Origin of the sequence: Bartonella sp. AP58NXGY (genome assembly GCF_042195785.1) — a bacterium.
Taxonomy (GTDB): Bacteria; Pseudomonadota; Alphaproteobacteria; order Rhizobiales; family Rhizobiaceae; genus Bartonella.
In genome coordinates, this window is the sequence record NZ_JBHIOY010000002.1 from 59,743 (window position 1) to 80,356 (window position 20,614).

The following is a 20,614-nucleotide window of genomic DNA, read 5'->3' on the forward strand; positions in this document are numbered from 1 at the left end:
TATAAGTCTTATCATTGTTTTTCATGTTGAATGAGAAAGCTGAATATTGTCCGTTCTTCTTATTGCAAATCTATGTATATTAATCAAAATCATGTTTCTTGTACATTATAAGTGGGCGTGGTGTAAAAATCATAAAAAATAAGTAAAAAGGCTTTTCATGAATATTCTTGAACGCTAGGAGTTGTTGGCAAGATGAGAAGCAGATAAAGAACATGATTGTGCCGGATTATACGCTTATTTACGCTTGTTAAGGAATGGTGATAGTACATAAACAAATTTCCTATTTTCGCTTGTCTTTTTTGGAAATGTCTTGCTAGGCAGTGTTTAATAAGCGGGAGGACAATTCTAGTCTGTCCTCATAAGAATTCCCTCATGATCGTTTTGATACTCTGATGATCGGATTTTAGTGTTGGTATAGTGAACGGATTTTACCATTGCTTCTTTTAAAATACACGTCATCTTATTGAGATGTTTTCTTACATCTTGCATTCTTATTTGGGGTATTTTCTCTTTGGTTGCAGAGTGAACTCTGCATGTTCTGACGTTAGAAAATACTTCCAGATAGTAAAGAAAACCTATTTGTACGGATTTTGAATGGTATCTTCTTCTTTGAGAGATCATAAAACTAAGCACAATAATACCATTAAGTATAATTTGATATAAACAAAAATAAATAAACACATATTGATATATTTAATAGAAATCTGTTAAGTCCTGCAAATTACAGTCATTAAAAGGTAAAGCGATGAAATCGTTATCTATAACGCCTATTATAACATTTATAACTCTTTTTTCTGTATTTGTATTGTTAGGATGTACGCGCGTAGATAGTCTAGAACAGTACGATAGACTTTACGAAAAATATATCAGTAAAAATTACGGCGCTTTTGAACATTTTCAAAAGCAAGAACAAGCAAGAAACTTCATCTATAGCCGTGGCTATCAGAATATAGCGCCAAAATTTGATATTATATGGCATCGTCACATACTGATTGTTTTATGTGGACGCTTTGTTAATTTATTGCGTGGTGATTATAATGAGGAGATGTCATGGGCAATGTTACCCAATGTCATAAGCAGTTTGCGTTATGATTATAATTGGAGAGAAAGCGATTTTATTTGGGCCTATAATATGTCTATGAATTCTACTGACCCTATGATTGATTACGCGAAAAAATTTCTTAATTCTTCAAGCGGAAATGGCATCAGTTCTACAACACAAATGATTGACCTCGTGTCTAGTATGAACGCTGGTTATAGTGAAAATACTAGAAAAATAGCACGTTTTTGCAGAGAGCTCCACACGATATATAACATGATGCAATCAAGAGAAATTTATAAATGATATTGAATGGGCAAAACTTTCTCGAAGGATATTAAATGGCTATAATAGTCTTAATAATCGCGGCATTTTCTTATCCATGTTGCATATTTGTTCATTATGGCTTCAAAAGGTGGACATATTTTCCAGCTTTGGCAACAGGCATAGGTTCATTTACAATGATGCTTTTCATCTTAATAAGAAAATTGCACTTAAAGGAGGAAATTTGCACTTGGGTTGAAAAAACTACTTATCATAAATTAGATTGCTCTATTATATATAATAGTAAGGACTTTTTTTATCTTTCTGTTGCAATGGTCATGCTCTGTTTAATCTTATCAATTCTTTTTTTATGTGATGAATTGAATAAACGAGATAAAGAGCGTGATGAATTAAAGTTGCACAGTAATCACGATGATTATTATTAAATTGAAGTTATTACACATTTTTGTAAAAATATCTCTGCTTTTCGAAGAAGCGCACCGACGCTATCATTCACTTTTCTAGCCCCTCAATATTGCGGTAAGCTCTCGGTTCTTGAGACAATTCAGAAGAGGTATTTTTTTAGTTCCTTTTTTTAATATTTTTTATCCACGCGGATTTCCCCGTTTGTGATGTGCAAAAAGATGATTTTGATTGATTCAACATACACAGATTTGAAATGAGGGAATTTTATGGTATTTAGGGTTCTAATTCAGTATGAATAACGATAGATTATTTGTAGCTGCCTTGCGAAGGAAAAGAGATGTCGGTCATAATACTGCTTTGCTCTTTCGTGTTATTGAAACTGATGACTTTATTTACCCTGTTATGCTGTAAAAACACTGTTATTTGAAGTGTGCTGAAGGTAGCCTGCTTGATACATTAAGTATTTTTTTTAAAGTGCGTAGTGAATATATCGATTCTTTAGTTTAAGTGAATCACATGCGTGGAAAGTTAGGTGGGATCTACTCGACAAGAATCCAGACTGTTTACAGGGCAAATTGGGGTAAGAAGCTTTGTTCTTTGGGCGATATGAAAGCCGAAATAGCGATTATATTCATTTTTTCTGAAATACAGACTTCAAAAAAATGATACCTGAACCTAAACAACGAGCATTTTTGTAAAAGTGTTTTTAAAGAGCAAGCAATACACGAGTGAATTTACAAAATGTAGCCATATTTGATCTTTTACGACAAGATAGCGTAAAAAGGCATAAAAATGACGACTCTATACGGAGAGGGCAGTGTACTTCTACGGTTGGCAATGAACAACAGATGATTTTGATAAGGCTACAAAGCCAATCGGCATTTTTATTGTCTTTTGCGGGTTTATAAAATGCCCTGTTTTATATTTATTCTGTTTATTTTTTACCTTATTGTCAGAAGATAAAGATATAAAAGAAAAAACCAGTTTCTTTCTTTACGGTTGTTTTTTATTCGGCTTTAAAGCATCCATGGCGATATCTTTTAAAGCGTGGATATTACGCATTGCTTTACCGTTTTTGTTTCTTTCATTCTTTGATGAGGGGGGCGTTTTTCAAGCACAATAGGATGCCTAGAATGTATTTGTGTTATCAATTCACGCGCGCTTGTTTTAATGAAACACCTCTCAATATTTGGCACATCCATTTCATGATAGGAGCTATAATGCAGACCTACGATATTGAAGTCTCTTTGAAAAATCTATTATGCACTCAACAAAGATGAAGGTGTACACTATGTACAATAGGGCGGGTGAAGTTTAATTTTTGCGTGTTGCACTAAAGCGGGCGACTTGTTGGAGCGGTTTTGCTTTGGTGCCAAAAGGATGTAAAAGTGCTTCTGCTTTTGTAATCAGTTCATCGCGTTTTTTTTGTGTTTCTTTAATGCCATAAAGGCGAATAAAAGTAGCTTTATGTGCCGTTTCATCTTTCCCAGCGGTTTTGCCTAGAACTTCACTGCTGGCGGTGACATCAAGAAGGTCATCGGTTAATTGAAATGCTAAACCAAGGTATGTTCCAAAAGCAGCAAGTTTTTCTGTCAATTCTTTCGAAGCATTGCCGATAATGGCTCCTGCTTGGCAAGCAAAGCTTATCAAGGCTGCTGTTTTCATGTGTTGTAGAGTGATGATGTCAGTACTTTCTTGCGGTCTTTTTTCAGCTTCAAGGTCCAGCATTTGGCCACCTAACATACCACCAAAGCCTGCCGATTGTGCAAGAGACGTGATCAGCTTGATTCTAATATCTGTAGATAGATTACTAGCTTTATGGGCAATGATTTCAAAGGCAAATGTCAAAAGGGCGTTGCCTGCGAGAATTGCTGTTGCTTCATCAAATGCTATGTGAACGGTGGGTTTGCCGCGCCGAAGTGTATCGTTATCCATAGCAGGAAGATCATCGTGAATGAGCGAATAACAATGAATACATTCTAAGGCACATGCAACATCAAGAGAATGTTCTACAGGGACATCAAAAAGTGCAGCACTTTGAATTACAAGAAAAGGACGCAAGCGTTTTCCACCGTTCAGCACACCATAGCGCATGGCTTTGATTAAGTTTTTAGGGCGTGAAATTTCACCCTTTTGGATTTGATCACTTAACAGGGTATCAAGCCGCTTTTCAACGGTGTGTCCATGTTTTGCAAGAAGGGTGGTAAATTCGTGCATTCTTGCTTCCTTTGTTTTTACAAAAATGAAATTATAAAGTTTAAAGAAAGAACCTGTTGCTTTTTCTCGTTTTCATAAATTTGCATAGGTTTTTATTAAAAAATCAATTTCTCTTTTGGTTCATATTTCCACTGTATGTGCAAATCCCTTTTAAATCCAAATAAAAATTGAATGAAAGTTTTATGAAAACGCTTTCATTTGTGTATAAAATGGTCAAATCTTTCGGTGTTTTTGATATTTATTTAATCATTGTTGTATCATTTTTGGCACAAGAAAGATCATTTTGACATTGCCTCTTCTTTTTTATCAGTGTATAACCTCTTCAAATTTTATGGTGTTTTTAACTGAAGCATTGTCATTTTTGACATTGCTTTTTCTGTTTTAATGGATTTGGAGTGTCTTTTTATGGCTGTACCTAAACGAAAAACCTCTCCAGCGAAGAGGGGCATGCGCCGTTCGGCTGATGCTCTGAAGGCGCCGACTTATATCGAGGATAAAAATTCTGGTGAATTGCGTCGCCCTCATCATATTGATTTAAAAACGGGAATGTATCGTGGACGTTCCGTTTTAGTGGTTAAGGATTGAGTGTTTTTATCTCTCAAGGTTATGCTTCCTTTGATATATCGATGAATGCGTGGGCAAAGCGTGTGTTTTCGCTTTAAGATGGATGTTGAGGCGCCCTTGCGTCGCCCTCATCGCATTGGTTTAAAAACGGGAATGTATCGTGGGCGTTCCGTTTTAGGGATTAAGATTTTAGTGTTTTTATCTCTCAAGGTTATGCTTCCTTTGATATATCGGTGAATGCGTGGGCAAAGCGTGTGTTTTCGTTTTAAGATGGATGTTGAGGCGCCCTTGCGTCGCCCTCATCGCATTGGTTTAAAAACGGGAATGTATCGTGGGCGTTCCGTTTTAGGGATTAAGATTTTAGTGTTTTTATCTCTCAAGGTTATGCTTCCTTTGATATATCGGTGAATGCGTGGGCAAAGCGTGTGTTTTCGTTTTAAGATGGATGTTGAGGCGCCCTTGCGTCGCCCTCATCATATTGATTTAAAAACAGGAATGTATCGCGGGCGTTCCGTTTTAGGGATTAAGATTTTAGTGTTTTTATCTCTCAAGATTATGCTTCCTTTGATATGTCGGTGAATGTGTGGGCAAAGCGTGTGTTTTCGCTTTAAGATGAGTGTGTGGGGTTTAAGATTTTTCCATAGAAAATGATTCCATTGTTGGAGATGATTTTCTCGTTTTTTTGAGAAGTTATAAAGGATTGCTCGTATACAGTTCTTTTATGATAACTGAGTGAAGAGCTTTTTATTGGTATCGATATAAGTTATTTTAGTAGTGGAATCATTTTCTTAAGAAGATTCTTAAAGAGTTCTCTTCTGGAGAAGGTAAAAGGCAAGAATAAAAATAATCAATGTTGTCATAATAATAAAACTGTATATTCCATTTGTATCGTTCTTAATTCTATTAATATATTATTGTAAGGGGGACTTGTTTTTTAATCCTATTAGACTGAAAAAAATCGTTGTTTGGGGTGGTTATAACCCATGTAAAACTTGAAGCATGAGGTGTTTTTTATGAGAATATATGATCAATATTTAAGGCAATGGTTTTTGTCCATAGAGCTTATATTTGTGACATACATTTCTCAGTGAAAGAATGTGATCTTTGCCAATATCGCATTGACGAATAAAAATAATCCATTGTTTTGCGCTTTGAATGAAAAGCTTATCGTGAGATTGTCTCATTTCACATCTGTTCTATGTTGAATTAATTACAACCTATTTTCCTACACATTATAAGTGGGGATGGCATGGAGGTAAAAACTATATAAGAAAGCAAAAAATATCTGTAATAAACGCTTTCAAATGCAAGGCTTAATTGCAATATTGGGGGCTTAAGTGTATGATAGTGCCAGCGTGCTCCCTTATAAGCAGAAAAAAGAAGATGGCTGCAAGATAGAGGATGTACTTATTCAATAAGCTTTAGTCCTTCTGATGATAAGGCATATGAGATTTTTCTATGAATGTCATGCTTTCTTTTTATATTTTAAGCGAAGAATTGTTCATATATTTTTCTGATCTTTATGGATATAAAGGATTTATTACGAACAGCTTATAAAAATAAGAAAACATATAATTAGATGTGTCATGCATGGGATTTCGCAAAATATTTTATCAAAGTTGGTATGGCGCTCCAATCCATAGCTGATTTGTTAATGGTTTTATGGTATTGCTGACCTTGTAAAGTTTGTGCTTTTTTGTTCTCTATGGATTAATATCCACTTCTTAGCAGTATGTTCAAAACAAAGATTGAGACTCTTAAAGGCTTTATGATTTCGTTTTAGACTTTATGTGTCCGATTGGCGTAAGAATATTGAATCTATCTTTTTGTGTAATCTGCATAATGAGAATATCGCCTTATTTTGGAAAAATATGAAGTTGCAAGAGTGAATGCCAACGTTCATTCTTATTGTTATTTTTTAATTTAGCTTTACAGCTTTCAAAAGTATCTAAAGGGATGTCTTTTAAAGAATGGAGATTGCTTCACGCTTTTGTTTATCACGTTCTAGGGGTATGCTTCTCATGCAAAATAAAACGATCAAGATAAAATATGCTTGTGTTGTATATTCACATGTTTTTTTTTAGAAATATTTCTTAATGTTTGTTGTAGCTATTTTATAACGGCGCTTATGAATGGTATAATGGTAAAGTTTTAGTGAGGTGTATAAACTTCATAGGGTATTGTCGTCATTATGCTTTATAAAAGAGCAAGCTATCACTTTCATTATATGCTCTATTTGTCAGCCACCATGTTGCCTAAAGCTTTTGGCACTTGAGATGGTTCATTACGGATATTTTTTGTTTTCTTATATAGTTTTTACCTCCATGTCATCCCCACTTATAATGTGTAGGAAAATGGGTTGTAATTAATTCAACATAGAACAGATGTGAAATGAGACAATCCCACGATAAGCTTTTCGTTCAAAGCGCAAAACAATGGATTATTTTTATTCGTCAATGCGATATTGGCAAAGATCACATTCTTTCACTGAGAAATGTATGTCACAAATATAAGCTCTATGGACAAAAACCATTGCCTTAAATATTGATCATATATTCTCATAAAAAACACCTCATGCTTCAAGTCTTACATGGGTTATACCACCCCAAACAACGTTATTTGAGGATCTAATTTAATATGAACAATATCTACTTATCGTTATAAATCAATGTTTATCTGTAAGGATAAGAAAATGAGGAGGCAGTAGGTGGATCTTACGGACAAGTTTTAGACTGTTTATGGATTGGTGCGCTGATTAAAAAACTTTATCCTTAAAGAGACAAAGGATGCTCAAAAAATAAAACCAGCTCTTTGCTGGTTTTATCAAAATATTTCGTTATGATGAAAGGAGTGTATTATGCAGCGTAGACAGCTTTGCTATCTTCATCTGTTTCTTCTCTCTCAGTTTTAAATTCACGTTTTGGCTTGTTGGAGAGATGCATTTCTATGAGATTGATCGCTTCTGTTTCAGAAATACTATTAATAACCGCAATTTCGCGGGCCATTCTTTCAAGAGCAGCAGTATAAAGTTGACGTTCAGAGTAGGATTGTTCAGGCTGTAGGTTAGAGCGGAAAAGATCACGGACCACTTCGGCGATGCAAATAAGATCTCCTGAGTTGATTTTAGCATCATATTCTTGTGCACGGCGTGACCACATGGTGCGTTTAACACGTGCTTTCCCATGTAAGATTTTTAAGGCGCGTTCAACGGAATCACCGGCAGATAATTTACGCATTCCAACAGAAAGGGCTTTTGCAATGGGGACTTTGACATCCATTTTATCTTTCGCAAAATGAATGACAAAAAGTTTTAATTTGTGTCCTGCAACTTCTTGATCTTCAATCGCTATAATCTGTCCTACTCCATGCGTAGGGTAAACGATATATTCAGAGGTTGCAAATTCTTTAGTCTTGGAGGACGTTCCATGTTGGGATGCCATATTTTAGTTTACTCCCTTATGATCAACAAATGTATCGGAAAACAGGTTATAAACCTGAGGGTTGAGTTTTCTTTAGCCAAGTATATTGTATCAATTAAGTGAGCATAAAAGCCGCGTACTTTTAAATCCAACGAAAATACATCGCTTTACTACAAAAAGTAAAGAAAAATACTTAGAAAGATGATCATGTTAAAATAACACTAACATCAAATATCAAAAGAATCAATCATTTCGCTTAAGGATTTTTTTATTTTTACGAGAAAAGTCTTTCAATTGTTGAAAGAAGGAGCTGTACACTGCATCATTACTACTCGCCGCTTCCTGGATTTTCTGAAAAATACTTTTCTAATTTGTTTGGAACGCCATCCATTTCTTTTGCTTGAGGAAGAGGGTCTTTGCGGGACGTTAAATTAGGCCATTTGTTCGCATATTTAAGATTAAGTTCTAACCACTTTTCGAGCCCTGGTTCGGTGTCAGGGATAATGGCTTCCGCCGGACATTCCGGCACGCACACACCACAATCGATACATTCATCAGGGTGAATGACAAGCATATTTTCACCTTCATAAAAACAATCGACAGGGCAAACTTCAACGCAATCAGTATATTTGCAATGAATGCAGTTATCAGTTACTACATGAGTCAATATCTACCTCCATTTATTATTTTAGTGATCTTTGGAGGAAAGTGCTTCTGTATCTTTATTACTTACAAGTTTATTACGTAGCACAGCTAATTTTGCAAAAGGTGAATCAGGATTAGGGAGCTTTTCTTTTTGAAAAGGTTTATGATTCGCACGTTTGCCTTGGGATTTGTGGAACTTATGAGAACGTTTTGTTTGTAATGGTACTTCGTGAGGAGAACTTTCATTCCTGTTTTCTCCTTTTTCTACAGCGCTCTTCGATTTATTTTGCCACTTATTTCCAGATTTATCACGTTTTTTTTGTGCGTTGTGGTGAAATTGATGCTTATAATGCCATAATAAAACAACCTTATCTTCTGTTGCTGGGAGGAGAGGCTTGGCAAAATTTCCAACAGGTTCAGCTGTTGGTAAACGATAGGTGTGATTGGTGTGTTTTCCAACACAAGAGGATGAGAGGTTAGAAGATGAAGTCCTCTTTTCTTCTTGTGTTGTTTCTGAAATACTGATTGTTTGCCATTGGCTGCCAACGCATTCTGCTGCAGGAACATCTTGTGTTGTTCCATTGATAGGGGAAGAGGCTTTATGTGTAAGGAGATTTTGTTCAAAAACAACATTGCTTATGCTGCTCGATTGATAGCCAAGTCCTTTGAGGATTTCTTCCATATCATTTCCATTGGCTCCAAGAATGGACATCATGGCTGGTGTAATAAAAAAACTTTTGCCGTCATAGGCACCATCGGGTTTGGGAGTACTTCCTTGTTTCCAATGAAGAGCAAGGCGGATAAGATTGGCAAGACGTTCTAAAATATCAATCCGTACTGCACGTTGTCCTAAAATTCGGTAACCGGCTAATTGATAAAATTGGCGGTTGTAAGTAGGGTCAATAATCAAAGAGGTTCGACCAGCAGATAATGCTGCAAAAATTTCACCCAAACCAGTTTGGTCTTGTCCCACATTTTGAAGATTCCACAGGAGGGTAATGGCTTGGACGGGAGCTGGTTTAAGCATTCCTGCAACATAGATATGAAAAGCGCCAAAACGTACGCCTAGACGACGAAGCACGGCACGTGATTCTTGCGCAAGGCTTTTGACAATGTCTAAAACTTCACGGCGTGGTAAAATCCCTAAAGAGTTAACCAGTTGTGAGGCAAGACTGTTTGTTGAATCTGTCAAATTATCAGCATGGCGCAAATCAAACAGGGGTTTTAAAGTTGTTTCAAAATGAAAGGTTACAAAGCGCTCTAATCGTTTCATAACATTATCGCGGGATTCTCCCGTGAGTTGTGCATCTGCTAAAACAATTAGTTTTGGTTTGAAAAAATCTTCTGTTGCTACAAGTTGTCCTACCGGTTGACCAATCCAGCGCACAATTCCATCAGAACTAAGGGTAAGATCTCCATTTGCACAAGCACAAAAACGTGTTGCGCGTTTGGAAAAAGCAAGAATCAAATCTTCATTCTTTGTCTCTGTCGAAATTTGATTCTCAGTCGTTTGATCGGGATTGTTTTTGTCGGCATAAAAACGAAAACCTTCAAATTTACCTCTTCCGTGTTTTTCAATGAGAATATCATCCTGAAGAATCTCATTCTGTTGAACAATCTTGCTATCCATGATCATTTTCTTTCTCAGTGCGACACTGGTAAAAAGCTTTGTGCGACAATTTCATAATGCTGTTATTTCTTTACACGTTTGTTACGTTTGCTTCAATCACTCTTGTCGTTTTTTGCTGTTTCTTTTTGCGTCTTTAAAACTTAAATGATTCTTTTTTATTCAGTTTGCATTCAGTTAGGATGCTTTAATATTTGTAAATTACACTTATTAGTTGTATTGTAAAGCTGAAAGCATAAATAAATTTCTCAATTGAAAAGGAAACGGAATCGGTCATCAAAAAAACAACATTTGTTTTGTCTGATCATTTTATTTTTTTTTGCTGTTTTGTCATGAAAAGTGAAGAGAAAGTTTTTTCAAACATTTCATAGGCTAAAGGGCGTGTTGCAAAGGCGTTTTAGAGGTGAAACTATGTCTTATAACAAGAAGTTTTACCATAACAATAAAAAAACAATTGCGATTATAAAATTACACGCTAAAGTAGTGTTCACAGAAGTGAACAACTTTTGCGTTCTTTTGAAAAGAGAACAATGATGTCGTTGCCAAATCAATTTTGATAATTTTAATCGCAAGGGGTTATTATGGGTAATCTTTCAAATGCTGTTTATAAAAGCAGCAAAAATTATAGCGATGCAGACAAAAGTTTAGGACGTAATATGATGCGTTCTGCTATGCAAGCACCTTATCTTGAACGACAAAAAGAGCATGATTTGGCTCTGCGGTGGAAAGACAAACGCGATGATGATGCCATGCATCAAATTGCAGCGGCTCATATGCGTTTGGTGATTGCTATTGCTAATCGCTTTAAGCGTTTCAAAATGCCATTGGGGGATTTGGTACAAGAAGGGTATGTGGGACTATTGGAAGCCGCTGCACGTTTTGAACCTGATCGGGAAGTGCGTTTTTCAACGTATGCAACATGGTGGATACGTGCTTCTATCCAAGATTATATTTTGCGAAACTGGTCAATTGTTCGAGGTGGAACCAGTTCTTCGCAAAAAGCACTTTTCTTTAATCTTCGGCGTTTGAGAGCAAAACTGGTGCAGGATGATAGTGCTTTGTCGAAACAGGATATTTTTCGCACAATCGCTGAAAAACTCGGCGTTTCTGTGCGTGATGTTGAAACAATGGATTTTCGCTTCTCCAGTTCTGATAATTCCTTGAGTGTTTCTGTTTCTGAGAACAGTGATAATCCCATTGCGAAGATGGATGTGTTGGTGGATGAGAGTCCTCTTCCTGATGCTTTAATTGAGCAAGTGATTGATGGTCAACGGCGTACACAATGGCTTTACGATGCGTTGCAAATTCTTAACGAACGGGAATTAGAAATTATTCGCTTTCGTCGCCTCAATGAAGAGGGGGCTACTCTAGAAGTCCTCGGTGAAAAGTTAGGAATTTCAAAAGAGCGCGTGCGCCAAATTGAAGCACGAGCTTTGCAAAAATTGCGTTCTGCTCTCCTTACGATTCATTCAGAAGATGCTTACGATATATAAGCAGTGAAAGGCTTTGGGGGGGGAGGATGAGGGAGAATGTATCAATGGGGACGTATGAGAGCATGATGAAGTTGGTTTTAGAGGGAATCAGATTTGTCGAGGAATGCGCCTCCTTGTGGGTATTTGTCGCGGTTTTTTCAAAGCGAAGGAAGAGTTGGGGGAGGTCGGTTTAAGGAGGTATGTATCAAGCAGAGTCGTATGAAGGCATGATGACGTTGGTTTTTAAAGTGCTTCATTTCATTTTCGAATATGTTTTAAAAGAGCAGGGCTTGATATAGACAGAAAAGAATCAAAGCTGTAGCAGAGAAAAAAGATTTATTCTGTGATAATTTTAACCTTTGTTCCTGCACGTAAAGTTTGCGTTGGTGAGAGGGCGTTGAGAATGCGGAATAGTTTTTCTTTTTCTGGTGTGTGTTGCATTTTATTTGCAAGGTTTGTAATATCTTCTCCTTGTTGAACGCGGACAACACGGATTTTTAAGGGCTTTAATTTTTTTAACTGTGAAGAAGAAAGAGAATGAAAGCTTTGTACCGTTTTTTGGGCAACTTCTGCAAAATTTTGAGAATTATATGGGGCGGCTGTCAGAAAACGAAAGAGATGATTGTTAAACAAAATGACAACCACATCAAATTGCCATTGCTCATGGGTCGCACGGGCATGTGCTCCAAGTAAACTCTGGTTTTGAAAACATTGACTTGTAAGTCCTTGAATTGTGATGGGGCGGATGGATGATTGGTCTAGTCCAATAATCCCTCCGCTTTTCAAATAGTCACTTGTAGATAGTCCAGCAGGATGTGGAATAGCATCAAAACGAATCGCAATGTTATCTGGCCCACTGGCCCAAACAGTGTGTGCTGAATGTTCTATTGTAAAATTATTCGGAACAGAAAAAGCGATGCGCAATTGTGGGTGAATAAATTGGTTGCCTCGTACAAAACCTGTATAAAAGCCTCCTCCAAAAATCATGCCATTAATGCTTTTGAGAAAAGAATCACGATCGGATATTTTACTATTCCCTTTACTGATTTTACGCGCTTTTTCTATCGCAAGCCGAATGCGTTGAGGAGTAGTTGGGTGAGAGGCTAGAAAATCTAGAGAGGCATTTTGGGTGCCAGAGATATTACGCAAAGCACTATAGGCTTCCATTGTTTGAAGAAAGCGCGGTGAAGCAAATGGATCATATCCTGATTGTTGGAGCATTTCGAGGGCAAGGGAATCAGCTTCCAGCTCTTGATTACGGGAAAATTGTGCGAGTTGTTGCTTGTTTTGTATGGGGGTGTGAAGTTTTTGATCCATAGAAGAAAGAAGACGAGGGGATATGCGATTTTTCATCTTCAATTCAGTTTCTTTTTGTAGGCGTAAAATACCATGATTGGCTCTGATATGTGCTATCTCATGGGCTAAAATTGCTGCAACTTCTGAAGAATCATTGGCTAATGCCAGCATACCACGAGTGATGTAGATCGAACCATTGGGGAGTGCAAAAGCGTTTACAGTTTCTGAGTTTAAAATTGTTACAGAATAGCTTTGATGAGAACTATGTGATGCAACTGCCAGTTTACGGACAATCTTTGCTAAAAGGTGTTCAAGTTTTGCATCATGATAAGCGCCACCATACATTTGTAAAATACGTGGGTGTTGCAGAGCGCTTAATGTGACATAGATATTGTGGTTGTTGGTACGTTTGATCGTTTTAGAAGAAATGGAAGAAAGCCTGTCATTTTGAGAAAGGGGTGCATGACAAGCGGAAAGGAGAAGCATGAGACTTATGAAAGTTGCTCTACACATGGGCGGGCAAAAAAGAAAATTTCGTTGAAAAATAGGGTGCATTGGTTCACGATGCATGTTGTTGCGACGGTGTAATTTGGCAAATCTCATTTGTATCTTTGTATTGTGTATTTTTGTAAGACAAGCTTTAAGGATAAGGGTTCGTTTGGCTATATCACGGTTATTGTTTATAAAAAATGGCTCTCATTTACAAAAGGGTGCACTATACAAGGAAATTTTGTGAAAGGCAAAGAATGGCATGACAACATTTACGATATTGTTAAATGGCGACGTTTGTATCACTGATCGTTTGCTTAATCAAATTCAAAACAGTCGAGTGATTGCTGCGGATGGTGGTATGCGTCATGCGGCAATGCTTAATGTGATGCCTGAATTGTGGTTGGGAGATTTTGATTCATCAGATGAGAATTTAATCCGCCAATATAGTCATATTCCTCGTGAAGTTTTTCCCTCTGATAAAGATATGACAGATAGTGCTTTGGCATGTGAAAGAGCGCTGCAAAAGGGTGCTAAAAAGCTTATTTTATGCGGTGCTTTGGGAGGGGAGCGAAGTGATCATAGCCTTTCTCATATGACGCAAGCGTTGATGATAGCTGAAAGCGGCATTGCAGTGTTGTTGACAAGTGGTTTGGAAGAAGGTTGGCCGGTTTTGCCAAAACTTCATTCATATGATTTGCCTAAAGGGTGTTTGTTTAGTATTATCGGTTTTTCTGATTTAAAAGGCTTAACGCTTAAAGGGGTAAAATGGCCGATTTGTGATAAAAATGTGTCATTTGGCTCTTCTTTAACACTTTCTAACCGTATTTGTGGAACCTTTTCTTGCCATTTAGGTTTTGGAAAAGCTATATTGCTAGCGTCTGTGCCTATTCCATAAAGCTCTTCCAATATATTTTGAATAAGGCAGGGGGGGGGCTCTAGTGATTAAGTGCCGACATAAACGATATTTATGTATTGATCTTGAGAAGGAAAGGTTTTGATATGTTAAAATCAATTTTTAAAGTGGCCGTTGTTTCAGCCATTGGTTTCAGTTCAGTCGCTTGTACTACAAACGATGAACGCGTTGCACGTTACGGCGTAGGAGGAGCAGCAATCGGTGCTTTGGCTGGAACTGCTATTGGTGGAAGTACGGCTGGAGCAGCGCTTACCGGTGCAGCATTTGGTGCTTTGGCTGGAACAGTAACCGGTGCCGCCGCAAATCAAAGAAAACAACAAAGACAGGTATCACAATTGTGCACGTATCGTGGTCGTCGAGGGCATGTTTACCAAGCACCTTGTGGGCAGAGAGTTCCTGTACGGCAATTGTGTGCTTACCGTGATGCAAGAGGGGTGATGTATAAAGCACCTTGTCCGCGCCGCGTTCATTAATGGTGGTGCCATTACTGCGGCTTGACCGCATTTTCCTAAACTTTGGAACAACACCTTTGCTCAATCAAGCTTCTTTATCGGTTGAGCAGGGGGCGCGTATCGCGCTGGTCGGCCGTAATGGTTGTGGAAAATCGACCCTGTTAAAAATTGCCGCAGGAATATTAGAACCTCATGGTGGCGAAATTTTTCGCCACCCGCGAGTGACGCTCCGTTATGTCTCACAAAATCCGGATTGTTCCGGATTTGAAGATATTAATGCCTATATGGAAGCGGAGCTGGACGATACATCTGATGTCCAGTGGATCAATACGCTTCGCACAAATTTAGGGTTTTCGGGAGCGGAAAAATTGGAAACGCTTTCGGGAGGTGAAAAGCGGCGTGTTTCATTGTTACGGGCCATTGCTGCAAAACCCGATATTTTGTTCTTAGATGAACCAACCAATCATCTTGATTTACCAACTATTGAATGGCTGGAAGCTGTTTTGGCTTCTTTGCGTTCAGCGATTGTGGTGATTTCCCATGATCGGCGATTTTTAGAAAATGTTACGCGGTCAACGGTATGGCTTGATCGTGGCACAACCAAAAGGCTGGAAAAGCGTTTTTCAGAATTTGAAAATTGGCGTGATAAAGCACTGGAAGAAGAAGCCATCGAACAGCATAAATTGGGGCGCCAAATTGCCCGTGAAGAGCAATGGTTGCGTTATGGCGTGAGCGCACGGCGTAAGCGTAATGTACGGCGCTTAGGCGAATTAAAAGACTTAAGACAGCGTCATCAAACCTATAAAGGGCAGCCAGGAAATGCACTTTTGACAGCAGCAAAAAGTCATGAGTCTGGGCAATTGGTGCTTGAAGCAAAGAAAATTTCAAAATCCTATGGTGAGCGCATGATCGTGAAAGATTTCTCTTTGCGCATTCAGCGGGGTGATCGAATCGGTTTGGTCGGGCCCAATGGTATCGGAAAGACAACGCTCCTTTCTGCATTAATTGGGCAAGAAGCTGTGGATAGCGGAACGGTGAGGCATGGCTATAACCTCTCTATGGCATTGCTTGATCAGCAACGTATTTTAAATGAAGAAGAAACTTTAGCGCATTATTTAACGGAAGGAAGGGGAGATACTCTTGTGATCAACGGGCTGGAGCGGCATGTGGTTTCTTATATGAAAGACTTTTTATTTTTGCCTGAACAAGCACGCACACCCCTTAAAGAATTTTCAGGGGGAGAAAGAGCACGCCTCATGCTTGCACGCCTTCTTTCGCGTCCTGCAAACTTTTTGATTCTTGATGAACCGACCAATGATTTGGATATGGAAACTTTGGATTTGTTGCAAGAATTTATTGCTGATTTTGCAGGAACAGTGTTGTTGGTTAGCCATGACAGAGACTTTTTAGATCGTACTGTAACCCATATGTTGGCACCTCAAGGTGATGGTCATTGGGTTTTGTATGCGGGTGGCTATAGTGATATGATGGCGCAAAACCAGCATGCTCTTCGTTTACAACGCAAAAAAACAGAACTATCGCAGCGTAAAGTACCTTCAAAATCTCATGCGGGAGAGCTTTCAAAGCAGGACTCATCAACAGATCATAGCTTGGTAGGGCGGGAGAAAAAAACACGAGGTAAATTGTCTTATAAGCAGGTTTATGCATTGGAAAAATTGCCTGAAGAAATTGCTGTTTTGCAGGACGAAATCAAAAAAATTGAGCAAGAACTCTCTGATCCAGCCCTTTATCGCAGTGATAAAGAGCGTTTTGAGCGTTTATCAACAGCGTTGGAAAAAAAGAAAAATACTTGCACACAAAAGCAAGAAGAATGGCTAGAACTTGAAATTTTACGCGAAGAAATGGAAGCGTGTTCACGGTAATATCTAAAATTTTAAAAGATTTGTATTGCATCATCGCTTTTCTTTGATTTGTGACGAGAGTTTGTGGCTGATTTAGCGGGAAGAGTATTATTGACGAGTTATGGTAGAGACTTTTAGATCGTACTGTAACATATAGCACTTTAAGGTGATGGTTATTGGGATTTGTATACGGGGGACAGTGATATGATAGCGCAAAACAAGCATGCTCTTCGTTTACAAGGCAAAGAAACAAAACTACCTTTGCCGTGAGTTTTTTCAAAATTTCGTATATGGAAGTACGCCAATTCCATTGCATACCTTGCCAGTCCCCAATGTTGCTTGCAACTCCTTTGGAATTTGAGAGCATTCGTAAGAAATATGCCCTTGTCTTTACCTTATGCTTTAAACATACCACCCCCGCTTATGACGGAAAAGCAAATGATCCTCATTAATTCTAACGTAAGAAGTGTTGTGATGAGAAAAGCTTACTGTATTCGACGTTATGATTTGAGTTTAAAAATGATGATTTGCCAGGATAAATCAACGTTTTATTGCAACATTTCTAGGAGGAGAAAATGATGGCAATTAAAACAAAGCGAACAATTTCCACATTGATCGGTTTAGAAGATGCAGCTGAACTGTCTTCTTATTTCCTCCGTAATGCGAATCATCTGCGTCCTTTTGAACCTGTTAGATCTGATGGTTACCACAGCCTAACAGCTTGGGAAACACGAGCCAATGCATTTGCTTGTGAAAGTGCAAAGGGACAAGCATACCGATATGCCGTACGATTAAAAAATAAAAACACAATTATTGGTGTTGTGAATTTTACAAATGTGGTTCGGGGTGTTTTTCAAGCCTGTCATCTTGGTTTTTCTCTTGATGAAAAACAACAAGGAAAAGGTCTCATGTTTGAGAGTTTATCGGCTCTAATACGCCATATCTTTCATATTTATCATCTGCATAGAGTGATGGCAAATTATAGACCTGAGAACATAAAAAGCGAACGTTTATTAAAACGCCTTCATTTTGAAAAAGAAGGCTATGCTAAAGACTATTTGATGATTTCTGGAAAATGGAGAGATCACATTCTAACCTCTCGAATCAATGATCTTTATGAGTCCGTTAATAGATTCGAATAAAGTTTGTTAAGGGTCTTTTTATCAAATGTGCAAATATGCTGAATTTCTCCCTATCCTAAAAGACGAAGATCCTTAACCACCTTTTCTTTTGTAAATAGTTCAGAATCTCGTTTAGCGGATTTCAACTGCTGACCACTTTATATGTTTCTTTTCGTAGATAATGAATTGATTTATCAATCATAATTCATTTTTTCAATTTGAAGGAAGAGAGTACTCAATATCGGAAAACTTTCTCACTTAAAATCTATAGATATTTAATCATAAAAAACACCTCTCTTGCACATCACAAACTGGGTTGGCATAGGTTGGCATACAAGTGAGGGTTTATGTGGATAAAAATGATTGAAGAACAAGAATAAAAATTCTCTGTATAAATCCTTTTAAATGTGAGGGCTGTTGCAATATTGTGTATTCTGTGACCGATAGTCTCGTTACAAGTTATACAAACTGCTTATTGTTGGTTGAAATTTTTGTGTATTCATTCGCTTTTTTGTATTTTCCATTTTTTCTTAGGAAAATTTCCAATGTTCTCAATGGTGTTAATTCATACCAAGCGCATTTTTATATAGCTCAATGATTGCTTCTTCTTCCATTCGTTCATGTTCTTCTTTTTTACGCAATCGTATAATGCTGCGAACGGCTTTACTATCAAAACCAGAGCCTTTAAGTTCAGTATAAACGTCTTTAATATCATCAGAAATGGTTTTTTTCTCTTCTTCTAGGCGTTCAATACGTTCGATAAAAGAGCGTAATTGGTTTACGGATATAGCGTGTGTTTTATCAGTTACTGTATCGTTCATTATATTTTTCTCCAGGTTATATGTTTTAAGTTGTTTTTCAACGATAAATTTGTATTGAAAAAGCTTGAAAAACAAAAAATAAATCAAGCTACACAGTTTTTTTACAAATTGACTTTAAATATTTTGTAAAATTTTTAAAATATATGCATTGATAAAAGGGCTATAAAAAGAAAAATATAAAAATATACGTTTTAGATTTGAAAAGCTTTAAAAAAAAGAAATGTGTAATTTGTTTTGAGAATTTGGCATTATAGAGGAAGTTTTGTGATTTTAAAAAAACGATATTGGGTGCTTCAGAAAGGATTAAAAGTTTTTCTCTTGAGCCTTTTGCTCTTGTTTCCCCTTGTTGTTTTTGCAAAAGCTGACTTTAGGGTTTGTAATACAACTCAGCAGTCTGTAGGGGTTGCTCTTGGATACCGTACATTTTCAGGGTGGGTGAGTGAAGGCTGGTGGACTGTACCAGTGACGGAGTGTAAAACTTTAATTGAGGGGCCTCTTGCTTCACGGTTTTATTATTTTTATGCGGAAGGGGCACAAAAAAAAGGGAACTGGGCAGGCTCTGTGACCATGTGTGTGCAAGATAGCCAGTTTACCATTCAAGGGGTTCATGATTGTTTCCCTCGAGGATATCAAAAGGCTGAATTTAAAGAGATCGATACCGGAAATCAAACCAGTTGGATGGTACAGTTGACGGATGAGTCTTTGTTAAACAATTCAGTTATACCTTCTCTTTCAGGAAATTCTTCACCGTGAAACGTGCACGTAAAGTAAAAATTATTGCGACTCTTGGTCCTTCTTCTTTTTCTCGTTTGATGATTGAAAAGCTTTTTAGGGCAGGGGCAGACGTTTTTCGTCTTAATATGAGCCATACTGATCGTGATATGCTGGGTGATTTGGTCAAGTCTATACGAGAAGTTGAAAAAACAGTTCGACGCCCCATTGGTATTTTAGTGGATCTTCAAGGGCCAAAACTGCGTGTGGGGCGTTTTGCTAAGGGGCAAGAAGATTTGCGTGTTGGGCAAAGCTTTACGTTAGATAATCGCGATGTTCTTGGTGATGCACAGCGTGTTTTTTTCCCTCATGAGGATGTATTTTCGGCTGTTAAACCAGGGGATCGGTTGTTGATTGATGATGGAAGGATGGAACTGCGTGCGCAAGTTTGTGATGGTTATTCTGTCCAGTGTCGTGTGGTTGCTGGATCCCGTATTTCTGATCGAAAAGGTGTGAGTTTTCCCGATACCATTTTGCCTTTTGATGCGATGACGTTAAAAGATAAGGAGGATCTTCAGGCTCTTTTACAGCAGCCTGTTGATTGGGTTGCGCTTTCTTTTATTCAGCGTCCGGAAGATATTATAGCGGTACGTCGGTTGACGAAAAGCAAGGTGTCTTTGATGGCTAAAATCGAAAAACCTCAAGCCTTGGAGCATATAGAGAAGATTATTGATGTATCTGATGGCATTATGATTGCACGGGGAGATCTTGGAGTGGAAATGCCTCTGGAAAGGATTCCTGCACTTCAGATGGAGCTCATAAAAGCTTGTCGTTTAGCTGGAAAGCCTGTTGTGGTGGCAACACAAATGCTTGAATCAATGATCACATCTTCTGTTCCGACACGCGCAGAGGTGTCAGATGTTGCGACAGCTGTTTATGCTGGAACAGATGCGGTGATGTTGTCTGCTGAATCTGCTTCTGGTCGTTATCCTGAAGAAGCTGTGCTTATGATGGATCGAATCGCGCGGCAAATCGAACAAGATCACACTTATGCCGCTCAGGTTGGAGCACAACATCCAGCACCAGAATCAACAGGAATGGATGCGATTTCTCTTGCTGCGCGTCAGATTGCTGAAACACTTGCGCTATCCGCTATCGTTGCCTATACGGCTTCAGGAACAACGGGGGTGCGCGCCTCTCGTGAACGCCCCAATCGGCCCATTATTGCTTTATCGCCCATTGTGGAAACAGCACGGCGTTTGGCTCTCGTTTG

At 38.1% G+C, this 20,614-nt stretch carries 20 protein-coding genes; 14 read left to right on the forward strand and 6 right to left on the reverse strand.

From position 1 onward, the window contains the following. Positions 1-745: 745 nt before the first annotated feature. The 3 genes from ACFINC_RS01485 (at position 746) to ACFINC_RS01495 (ending at position 2,637) form a co-directional block, all read left to right on the forward strand. Complete coding sequence (locus ACFINC_RS01485; RefSeq protein WP_375615798.1) at positions 746-1,345, forward strand: hypothetical protein; 600 nt, start codon at positions 746-748, stop codon at positions 1,343-1,345. A gap of 35 nt (positions 1,346-1,380) precedes the next feature. Then, positions 1,381-1,749, forward strand: coding sequence for a hypothetical protein (locus ACFINC_RS01490; protein ID WP_375615799.1), 369 nt, complete (start codon positions 1,381-1,383; stop codon positions 1,747-1,749). Positions 1,750-2,457: 708 nt separating this feature from the next. Continuing rightward, entirely contained in the window at positions 2,458-2,637 is a 180-nt protein-coding gene (locus ACFINC_RS01495) for a hypothetical protein (protein ID WP_375615800.1), read from the forward strand. A gap of 406 nt (positions 2,638-3,043) precedes the next feature. Here the strand turns inward: ACFINC_RS01495 and ACFINC_RS01500 are convergent, their stop codons facing one another. Beyond that, on the reverse strand, positions 3,044-3,946 hold the full coding sequence (locus ACFINC_RS01500) for a polyprenyl synthetase family protein (protein WP_375615801.1): 903 nt from the start codon (positions 3,944-3,946) through the stop codon (positions 3,044-3,046). Between the two features lie 405 nt (positions 3,947-4,351). Between ACFINC_RS01500 and rpmF the strand changes: the two genes are divergently transcribed. The 4 genes from rpmF to ACFINC_RS01520 are packed head-to-tail and all read left to right on the forward strand — an operon-like array spanning position 4,352 to position 5,089. Beyond that, on the forward strand, positions 4,352-4,531 hold the full coding sequence (gene rpmF, locus ACFINC_RS01505; RefSeq protein ID WP_005774555.1) for a 50S ribosomal protein L32: 180 nt from the start codon (positions 4,352-4,354) through the stop codon (positions 4,529-4,531). A 45-nt stretch (positions 4,532-4,576) separates the two neighbouring features. After that, positions 4,577-4,747: a hypothetical protein gene (locus ACFINC_RS01510; RefSeq protein WP_375615802.1), complete on the forward strand. Its 171-nt coding sequence runs from the start codon at positions 4,577-4,579 to the stop codon at positions 4,745-4,747. Beyond that, complete coding sequence (locus ACFINC_RS01515; RefSeq protein ID WP_375615802.1) at positions 4,748-4,918, forward strand: hypothetical protein; 171 nt, start codon at positions 4,748-4,750, stop codon at positions 4,916-4,918. It abuts the gene before it with no gap. Beyond that, positions 4,919-5,089 carry a hypothetical protein gene (locus ACFINC_RS01520; RefSeq protein ID WP_375615993.1) on the forward strand — a complete coding sequence of 57 codons (171 nt, stop codon included), beginning with the start codon at positions 4,919-4,921 and terminating at the stop codon, positions 5,087-5,089. 2,276 nt (positions 5,090-7,365) lie between these two features. Here the strand turns inward: ACFINC_RS01520 and ACFINC_RS01525 are convergent. The 3 genes from ACFINC_RS01525 to ACFINC_RS01535 all read right to left on the reverse strand — a co-directional run bounded on the left by ACFINC_RS01525 (position 7,366) and on the right by ACFINC_RS01535 (position 10,204). Next, a complete protein-coding gene (locus ACFINC_RS01525; protein WP_375608404.1) occupies positions 7,366-7,950 on the reverse strand; it encodes a CarD family transcriptional regulator in 585 nt (194 codons plus the stop codon). A gap of 307 nt (positions 7,951-8,257) precedes the next feature. Further along, entirely contained in the window at positions 8,258-8,596 is a 339-nt protein-coding gene (fdxA, locus tag ACFINC_RS01530; RefSeq protein ID WP_375608405.1) for a ferredoxin FdxA, read from the reverse strand. 21 nt (positions 8,597-8,617) lie between these two features. Beyond that, on the reverse strand, positions 8,618-10,204 hold the full coding sequence (locus ACFINC_RS01535) for a hypothetical protein (protein ID WP_375615803.1): 1,587 nt from the start codon (positions 10,202-10,204) through the stop codon (positions 8,618-8,620). Positions 10,205-10,782: 578 nt separating this feature from the next. On the opposite strand from ACFINC_RS01535, the gene ACFINC_RS01540 reads away from it, so the two are divergent. Beyond that, a complete protein-coding gene (locus ACFINC_RS01540) occupies positions 10,783-11,694 on the forward strand; it encodes an RNA polymerase factor sigma-32 (RefSeq protein ID WP_142415995.1) in 912 nt (303 codons plus the stop codon). Between the two features lie 315 nt (positions 11,695-12,009). Here ACFINC_RS01540 and ACFINC_RS01545 read toward each other — a convergent pair whose 3' ends face one another. Continuing rightward, positions 12,010-13,572, reverse strand: coding sequence for a M48 family metalloprotease (locus tag ACFINC_RS01545; protein ID WP_375615804.1), 1,563 nt, complete (start codon positions 13,570-13,572; stop codon positions 12,010-12,012). Positions 13,573-13,720: 148 nt separating this feature from the next. Between ACFINC_RS01545 and ACFINC_RS01550 the strand changes: the two genes are divergently transcribed. The 4 genes from ACFINC_RS01550 to rimJ all read left to right on the forward strand — a co-directional run bounded on the left by ACFINC_RS01550 (position 13,721) and on the right by rimJ (position 17,830). Beyond that, complete coding sequence (locus ACFINC_RS01550) at positions 13,721-14,356, forward strand: thiamine diphosphokinase (protein WP_375615805.1); 636 nt, start codon at positions 13,721-13,723, stop codon at positions 14,354-14,356. Positions 14,357-14,460: 104 nt separating this feature from the next. Continuing rightward, complete coding sequence (locus tag ACFINC_RS01555) at positions 14,461-14,847, forward strand: hypothetical protein (protein WP_375615806.1); 387 nt, start codon at positions 14,461-14,463, stop codon at positions 14,845-14,847. Then, complete coding sequence (locus ACFINC_RS01560) at positions 14,847-16,709, forward strand: ABC-F family ATP-binding cassette domain-containing protein (RefSeq protein WP_375615978.1); 1,863 nt, start codon at positions 14,847-14,849, stop codon at positions 16,707-16,709. Before ACFINC_RS01555 ends, ACFINC_RS01560 begins: the two co-directional genes overlap by 1 nt. A gap of 557 nt (positions 16,710-17,266) precedes the next feature. After that, the gene (gene rimJ, locus ACFINC_RS01565) at positions 17,267-17,830 is read left to right on the forward strand and encodes a ribosomal protein S5-alanine N-acetyltransferase (RefSeq protein WP_375615979.1); all 564 of its coding nucleotides are present in this window, start codon (positions 17,267-17,269) and stop codon (positions 17,828-17,830) included. A gap of 539 nt (positions 17,831-18,369) precedes the next feature. On the opposite strand, the gene ACFINC_RS01570 is transcribed toward rimJ, so the two are convergent. Further along, the gene (locus ACFINC_RS01570; RefSeq protein WP_375609422.1) at positions 18,370-18,630 is read right to left on the reverse strand and encodes a DUF2312 domain-containing protein; all 261 of its coding nucleotides are present in this window, start codon (positions 18,628-18,630) and stop codon (positions 18,370-18,372) included. 264 nt (positions 18,631-18,894) lie between these two features. Here ACFINC_RS01570 and ACFINC_RS01575 point away from each other — a divergent pair, with 264 nt between their 5' ends. After that, entirely contained in the window at positions 18,895-19,383 is a 489-nt protein-coding gene (locus tag ACFINC_RS01575; protein WP_375615807.1) for a DUF1036 domain-containing protein, read from the forward strand. Continuing rightward, the coding region (gene pyk / locus ACFINC_RS01580; RefSeq protein WP_375615808.1) for a pyruvate kinase at positions 19,380-20,614 on the forward strand (1,235 nt) is incomplete at its 3' end. The genes ACFINC_RS01575 and pyk, both read left to right, overlap by 4 nt.